The 6071-nt window shown below is 67.2% G+C and carries 9 protein-coding genes; 6 read left to right on the top strand and 3 right to left on the bottom strand.

What is annotated here, in order from left to right; genetic code table 11:
- Window positions 1-80: 80 nt before the first annotated feature.
- The 5 genes from napA to AC2VOG_RS21055 all read left to right on the top strand — a co-directional run bounded on the left by napA (window position 81) and on the right by AC2VOG_RS21055 (window position 3427).
- Window positions 81-389 (top strand): nucleoid-associated protein NapA, encoded by a 309-nt coding sequence (napA, locus tag AC2VOG_RS21075; protein WP_024440118.1) that lies wholly within the window; start codon window positions 81-83, stop codon window positions 387-389.
- A 65-nt stretch (window positions 390-454) separates the two neighbouring features.
- On the top strand, window positions 455-925 hold the full coding sequence (locus tag AC2VOG_RS21070; protein WP_486941752.1) for a LytR C-terminal domain-containing protein: 471 nt from the start codon (window positions 455-457) through the stop codon (window positions 923-925).
- Between the two features lie 9 nt (window positions 926-934).
- Complete coding sequence (gene sodC, locus AC2VOG_RS21065) at window positions 935-1642, top strand: superoxide dismutase[Cu-Zn] (RefSeq protein WP_486941751.1); 708 nt, start codon at window positions 935-937, stop codon at window positions 1640-1642.
- Entirely contained in the window at window positions 1623-2789 is a 1167-nt protein-coding gene (locus AC2VOG_RS21060) for a glutamate--cysteine ligase (protein WP_486941755.1), read from the top strand. Before sodC ends, AC2VOG_RS21060 begins: the two co-directional genes overlap by 20 nt.
- A complete protein-coding gene (locus AC2VOG_RS21055) occupies window positions 2789-3427 on the top strand; it encodes an LON peptidase substrate-binding domain-containing protein (protein ID WP_486941754.1) in 639 nt (212 codons plus the stop codon). Before AC2VOG_RS21060 ends, AC2VOG_RS21055 begins: the two co-directional genes overlap by 1 nt.
- A 51-nt stretch (window positions 3428-3478) precedes the next feature.
- On the opposite strand, the gene AC2VOG_RS21050 is transcribed toward AC2VOG_RS21055, so the two are convergent.
- Together AC2VOG_RS21050 and AC2VOG_RS21045 are read right to left on the bottom strand one after the other, a co-directional pair.
- Window positions 3479-4705, bottom strand: a complete 1227-nt coding sequence (locus tag AC2VOG_RS21050; protein WP_486941750.1) for an MFS transporter — start codon at window positions 4703-4705, stop codon at window positions 3479-3481.
- Window positions 4706-4927: 222 nt separating this feature from the next.
- Entirely contained in the window at window positions 4928-5317 is a 390-nt protein-coding gene (locus tag AC2VOG_RS21045) for a hypothetical protein (RefSeq protein ID WP_486941749.1), read from the bottom strand.
- A gap of 21 nt (window positions 5318-5338) precedes the next feature.
- Between AC2VOG_RS21045 and AC2VOG_RS21040 the strand changes: the two genes are divergently transcribed.
- On the top strand, window positions 5339-5947 hold the full coding sequence (locus AC2VOG_RS21040; RefSeq protein WP_486941748.1) for a TetR/AcrR family transcriptional regulator: 609 nt from the start codon (window positions 5339-5341) through the stop codon (window positions 5945-5947).
- On the opposite strand, the gene AC2VOG_RS21035 is transcribed toward AC2VOG_RS21040, so the two are convergent.
- Window positions 5917-6021, bottom strand: coding sequence for a hypothetical protein (locus AC2VOG_RS21035; protein WP_486941753.1), 105 nt, complete (start codon window positions 6019-6021; stop codon window positions 5917-5919). The two genes, AC2VOG_RS21040 and AC2VOG_RS21035, sit on opposite strands and share 31 nt — an antisense overlap.
- Window positions 6022-6071: the final 50 nt, after the last annotated feature.

Genomic DNA, 6071 nt, shown 5'->3' with positions numbered 1-6071 from the left:
AATATTCGCTCAGAACACTCCGCCGAAAACAACCGAACGTTTGCAGCGAGAGAACTTTCCGGAAGGGTCCAGGAAACGATATGGACGGCGCCATGGCGCAGGCGAATCGCTCAGGGGACGATTCGGAACCCACCGACGGTCTGAGCCGTCGCGAACACGACATCCTGTCCTTCGAACGGGACTGGTGGAAGTACGCCGGCGCCAAGGAAGAGGCCATCAAGGAGCGCTTTGCGCTGTCGGCGACCCGGTACTACCAGGTCCTCAACGCCCTTGTTGACCGGCCAGAGGCCCTGGCCGCCGATCCGATGCTGGTCAAACGGTTGCGCAGGCTGCGGTCCAGTCGCCAGAAGGCGCGTGCCGCGCGCCGGCTCGGTTTCGACATCACCTGATCGTCTGACACCTTGATTCCTGGGCGTTTATAGGTCATGGCCCGCTCCTCGATACAGTGGGCGCAATGAACGACCACGTTCCTGACTCCTCTCGACTCCCGCTGCGAGCGATGGTGATGGTGCTGCTGTTCTTGGGCACCGTCTTCCTGCTGGTCGGGTTTCAAGCCCTCGGATCGTCGAGCACCGACGACGACGCCGACCACTCGACGACCGCGCAGCCCGTCACCACGACCTCGGCGCCGGCCAAACCCGAACGTCCGGCACACAAGTCCGACGTGCGGGTCTTCAACATCTCTGAACAGGCGGGGCTGGCCGGGCACACCGCCGACCGACTGCGCGAAGCGGGCTGGAACGTGACCGAGATCGGGAACCTCGAACTGCCCGAGGTCACCCAGACCACCGTCTACTTCAGCGACGCCGAGGGCGAGCAGGACGCGGCTCATTCGGTGGCCCAGGTGCTGGGAGCCGCTGTCGAGCCGCGCATCCCAGACGTGGCCGAGCAACCACCGGGCGTCATCGTGGTGGTCGCGGGTTAAGCTCCTCGCATGGTCACAGGTCACCGCAGAGCTTTCACCGCCGTCTTCTTCGCCACCCCGGCCATGCTGTTGGCGGCGTGCAGTCCCAACCAGCTGCCTTCCGACGCGCCCGGCACCACGCCGGCCATCTGGACGGGGTCGGCGGCGCCGTCGGCCACCGAGTCCGAATCGGGTGGCTCGGGCGGCTCGGACAATCTCGTTGCGCACCTGACGACCCCCGACGGCGGCCAGGTGGCCACCGCGACATTCGAGTTCAGCAAGGCCGGCGGCAAGGAATTCGCCACCGTGACCCTGCGGACCACCAGCAGCGGGGTGCTCTCGCCCGGTTTCCACGGCCTGCACATCCACTCCATTGGTAAGTGCGAAGCAGAGTCGGTGGCCCCCACCGGCGGCGCGCCCGGCGCTTTCCTGTCGGCCGGCGGACATTTCCAGGCTCCCGGCCACAGCGAGCATCCGCAGAGTGGCGACCTGACGTCGCTGCAGGTGCGCTCCGACGGCAATGGGCTGTTGGTCACCACCACCGACTCGTTCAGCAAGGCTGAGCTGCTGGCCGGGGACGGGACCTCGATCATCATCCACGCCGACGACGACAACTTCGCCAACATCCCGGCGGACCGCTACACCCAGGTCAACGGCACGCCCGGCCCGGACCAGACCACGCTGACCACCGGAGACGCCGGAAAGCGGATTGCGTGTGGTGTTATCGGCGCCGGATAGCCCGACCAACAACTGGGCTTCCTCGAGGTCCGAAGCCCGAATCGAGTTCGCCCGCAGCGCCCGTCCCACTATCGGGGTGGAATGGGAGCTGGCTCTCGTCGACGCCCAGACGCGTGATCTGAGCAACGAAGCCAGCGCGGTCCTGTCCGAGCTCGGCGAGAACCCGCGTGTGCACAAGGAATTGCTGCGCAACACCGTCGAGCTCGTCACGGGCATCTGCGACAACACCGGCGAGGCCATCGAGGACCTGCGCCAGACGCTGGGCACCACTCGGCCGATCGTGCAAAGCCGGGGCATGGAGCTGTTCGGCGCCGGCACCCACCCGTTCGCGCAGTGGTCGGCACAGAAGCTGACCGACGCGCCGCGCTACGCCGAGCTGATCAAACGCACCCAGTGGTGGGGCCGGCAGATGCTGATCTGGGGAGTGCACGTCCATGTCGGTATCTCCTCGTCCTACAAGGTGATGCCGATCATCTCCTCACTGCTGCAGCACTATCCGCACCTGCTGGCGTTGTCGGGGTCCTCGCCCTGGTGGGACGGTCACGACACGGGTTACGCCAGTAACCGCGCGATGATGTTCCAGCAGTTGCCCACTGCGGGCCTGCCGTTTCAGTTCCAGACCTGGGAAGAGTTCGAGGGCTTCGTCTACGACCAGAAGAAGACCGGGATCATCGACCACACCAACGAGATTCGTTGGGATATCCGGCCATCACCGCATCTGGGCACCATCGAGGTGCGGGTCTGCGACGGGGTGTCCAATCTGCGTGAGCTGGGTGCGCTGGTGGCGTTGACGCACTGCCTGATCGTCGACCTGGACCGGCGGCTGGAGAACGATGAATCCCTGCCCACCATGCCGCCCTGGCACGTGCAGGAGAACAAGTGGCGCGCCGCCCGCTACGGGCTGGACGCCGAGATCATCCTTGATGCCGACAGCAATGAGCGCCTGGTCACCGAGGACCTCGACGAGCTGCTCAACCGGCTCGAACCGGTTGCCGCGCGACTGCACTGTGCCGACGAGCTGGCGGCCGTCGCCGACATTTACCGAACGGGCGCGTCGTACCAGCGTCAGCGCCGGGTCGCCGAGGAACATGACGGCGATCTGCGTGCCGTGGTCGATGCACTGGTGGGCGAGCTCGATATCTCGTGATGGAACTGCCGATGTTCCCGCTGGAGTGGGTATTGCTGCCCGGCGAGGAGCTGTCCCTGCGGATCTTCGAGTTGCGCTACACCGTGTTGGTCGGTGACCTGATGCGCAGCGGCGATCCGCGCTTCGGGGTGGTGCTGATCGCTCGCGGTCGGGAGGTGGGCGGCGGTGAGCAGCGCAACGACGTCGGCGCGATGGCCAGCATCACCCAGTGCACGGAGCTCGGGGGAGGCCGGTACGCGTTGCGTTGCCTGACCGGGGAGCGGATCCGGGTGCGTGAATGGCTCGCCGACGATCCCTACCCGCGGGCGATCACCGAGGTATGGCCCGACGAGCCGTCAGAACCGGTGACGGACAAGCAGTTCGCGGCGCTCGAGGATCGTATTGTCGCGCTGCACAAGCGGATGGCCCAAGCTCAGCGACGGTGGATGATGCCGGGGCGCAACAGTCTGCTGGGTGGTCGACGGTTGCGGTCACTGGACCCGGGGCAGCGGCTGTACTCGCTGGCCTGCCGGGTCCCGATGGGGGAGGCCGACCGCTACGCGGTGCTGGCAGCGCCGTCGCTGCCGGATCGGATGGCGGCGCTGTACGAGGCGATCGAGACTGTTTCCGCGCGAGTCGAATTCGACATCCCTCGTTGACTCTGCGTCCAGGGCGGCAAAGTGCGAGTGAGGCCCGCCCTCAGCGCAGAGTCAACGGGTTCTGACGTGCACCGCGCCGAATACCGCCGCCGCTGCGGCCAGCAGCGCCGAACTGGCCAGCCAGGGCAGGATGCGCCCCGCGGAGAACAGGGCGGCGTACAAGCCGGGCGCAACGGCGGTCGCGGCGGCCCATGCCGTCTGCAGCAGCGAGGCGTGTCGTCCGGACGACTCCTCGGGTGCGAACGTCAGCATGATGTTTGCGCTCAGCGCGTTGCCCGCCGCGTCGGACACACTGAACAACGTCAGCCCCGCAGCAAGAACAGTGAAAAGGATTGCCGGTCCGGCATTTTGGATACCGGCTAGCAGGTCGATCACCAGGAAACTGACCGCGCACAGCGCCGTCGACCAGGTCAGGATCCGAAGGTGCGGCACCCGGGTACCGATCCGGGCAACCCAGCGCGCCGCCACCGCGACCATGACACAGATGAAGAGATAAGCCACCGTCGTAGACCAGGCGGGCAGTCCCACCGACAGCATGAACAGCGGCAGTGCCGTATCCATCCCGATGGTGGTCAGCGCGATGACGAACACGCCGGCGACGAAGGCCATGAAGGCGCCCTGGCGCAACACATCGCGGTAGCGCGGCGGCTCGCCTTCCGGCGACTGGTCGCCGGTGACGGTCTGGTCGATCCAGCGCAGCCGCCAGAACAGCAGGCCGGTGATGAGTTCACCTGCCGCGATGGTCGCCACCAATGTGGTCCAGAACCATTCGCCGTTCCGGTCGATGGCCAGGCCCGCGGTCGCGGCCAGTGCGCCGAGACCGAACCCGAGTACCCGAACCGAGGTGAGCAGCGCGAACATCTGGGTGCGGTCGTCGTGGTCGCGGGTCAGCCGCCGGACGGCTTCGGGATCGGCGGTGAAGAACAGGTTCGCGCTCAGAGCTGCGGCGAACGAGAACACCGCGACCTGGGCCAGGGTGTGGGTGCACAGGAAGCCCAGGAAGGCGCCGGAGGCCCCGACGCCGGCCAGCGCCATGGTCCGAAACGGACCCAACCGGTCAACCGTGCGCCCCGACACCAGCACCCCCAGGACCAGTGCGCCGGTATTGCCGAGGGTGGCGGCGACGCCGGTCCCGGTCAGTGGCAGCCCGCGCCCGAGGGTGAAGAACAAGAAGATGAGCGGCACCCACAGTCCGGCGCTGGCCATCGCGACGGTGGTCGCGAGAATGAACGACCGGCGGGCGCCCAGCAGCCGTTCAGGCATCGTGTCGGTGCGCATGTTCTCTTTCGTCTTTCGGACAGCCGAAGGTACCGCGCGGACCGCGGCCGATGCACCCGATTTCTTTGGCTGCTAGCGGCCGCCAGCCACGTTCGGCGCCGGCATCAAGGAACAGTTGCGCACAGTGGTCGGTGAACAGCGGATCCGCGTCGGCGATGCGCCGTGACACAGGGCTATCGACGGCGATCGGAAGCCCAGTGCTGTAGCGGGATTCGTCGGCCGCTACCGGGCCGCAGCGGACGGCCGCACCGCGGCGGCGATACGCCGAAGCATCAGCCGCACCACCACGCGATGGCCGCCGCTGCCGATCACCAGGGCGCGGTAGACCTTGCCGTGGAGCCCCGGAAATGCCGCCCAGGTCTGCGAACGCACCCGGGTGCGCCGGGGGCCCAGATCGTCCAACTCGAACACCCAGCGATACACCGCGAACGGATGCCGGCCCTTCAAGACGAACCGCCGCGGTTGGCTCGCCTCGTCGAGGGCGAACCCGAACGGCACCGTCGTCGGATCGGCGGGGTCGCGGCACATCACCGCCAGCAGCGCCGACCATGTCTCTGCCGCTGTTGCGTCGATCGTTATGGCATGCTCATCGATATAGGGTAATCGTTCCATATAGAAGGACTGTACTAGATTGTGGCACCTCCGCGAAAGCATGAAACCGATGCGATCCTCGACGCGACGCGCGCCCTGGTGCTGACCGAAGGCCCGCGTGCGGCCAGCGTCGCCGCAATCGCCAAGGCCAGCGGCGCGCCGGCGGGCACGCTGTATCACCGGTTCGGCAACCGCGACGGGATCCTGGCCGCGACCTGGCTGCGTGCCCTGGAACGTTTTCAATCGCGGGCGTTGGACGCCGCGGGCAGCACGCCCACGGACACCGCCGTGGCGATGGCGGTGGCCGCGGTCCGCTTTGCCCGCGAATTGCCCGACGATGCCCGGCTGCTGTTGACGGTCCGGCCCGGCGACCTGCTTGACGGGGCACCGGATGCGACGTTTCAGCAGACGCTGTCGGCGATGAACGCACCGCTGCTGCAACGGGTCGACGAGCTGGCCCGGGAGCTCTACGGCAGCGATGACCCGAGGTCGACGCACGCCGTCGCCCGGGCCGTCGCGGACCTGCCGTACGCGGCCGTGCGCCGACATGCCTACGACGACGAGATGCCGTCCTGGCTGGAAGCCGATGTCGCAGCCGCGGCGCGTGCGCTGCTGGGCGGCTATGGACCGCCGGGCCGCCAGCCGAGCTGAAGCAACAAGCCCAGGTCGTCTCGGACGGCCCGATGCTGGGTGATCTGGCCGTCGGCGACTTTGAAGATGTGCACCTGTTTGTGGTGGATCGTCGTGCCGGTGGGAGCGATGCCGTTGAACACTC

It is taken from the genome of Mycobacterium sp. TH-M11, from assembly GCF_057473725.1.
Note: the sequence above shows the minus strand (reverse complement) of the source record. Positions and strands in the feature narration are given on the sequence as shown.

Coding starts and splice junctions, on each gene's coding strand:
- napA (WP_024440118.1), top strand. CDS start 81: ATGGACGGCGCCATGGCGCAGGCGAATCGCTCAGGGGACGATTCGGAA.
- AC2VOG_RS21070 (WP_486941752.1), top strand. CDS start 455: ATGAACGACCACGTTCCTGACTCCTCTCGACTCCCGCTGCGAGCGATG.
- sodC (WP_486941751.1), top strand. CDS start 935: ATGGTCACAGGTCACCGCAGAGCTTTCACCGCCGTCTTCTTCGCCACC.
- AC2VOG_RS21055 (WP_486941754.1), top strand. CDS start 2,789: ATGGAACTGCCGATGTTCCCGCTGGAGTGGGTATTGCTGCCCGGCGAG.
- AC2VOG_RS21050 (WP_486941750.1), bottom strand. CDS start 4,705: ATGCGCACCGACACGATGCCTGAACGGCTGCTGGGCGCCCGCCGGTCG.
- AC2VOG_RS21045 (WP_486941749.1), bottom strand. CDS start 5,317: ATGGAACGATTACCCTATATCGATGAGCATGCCATAACGATCGACGCA.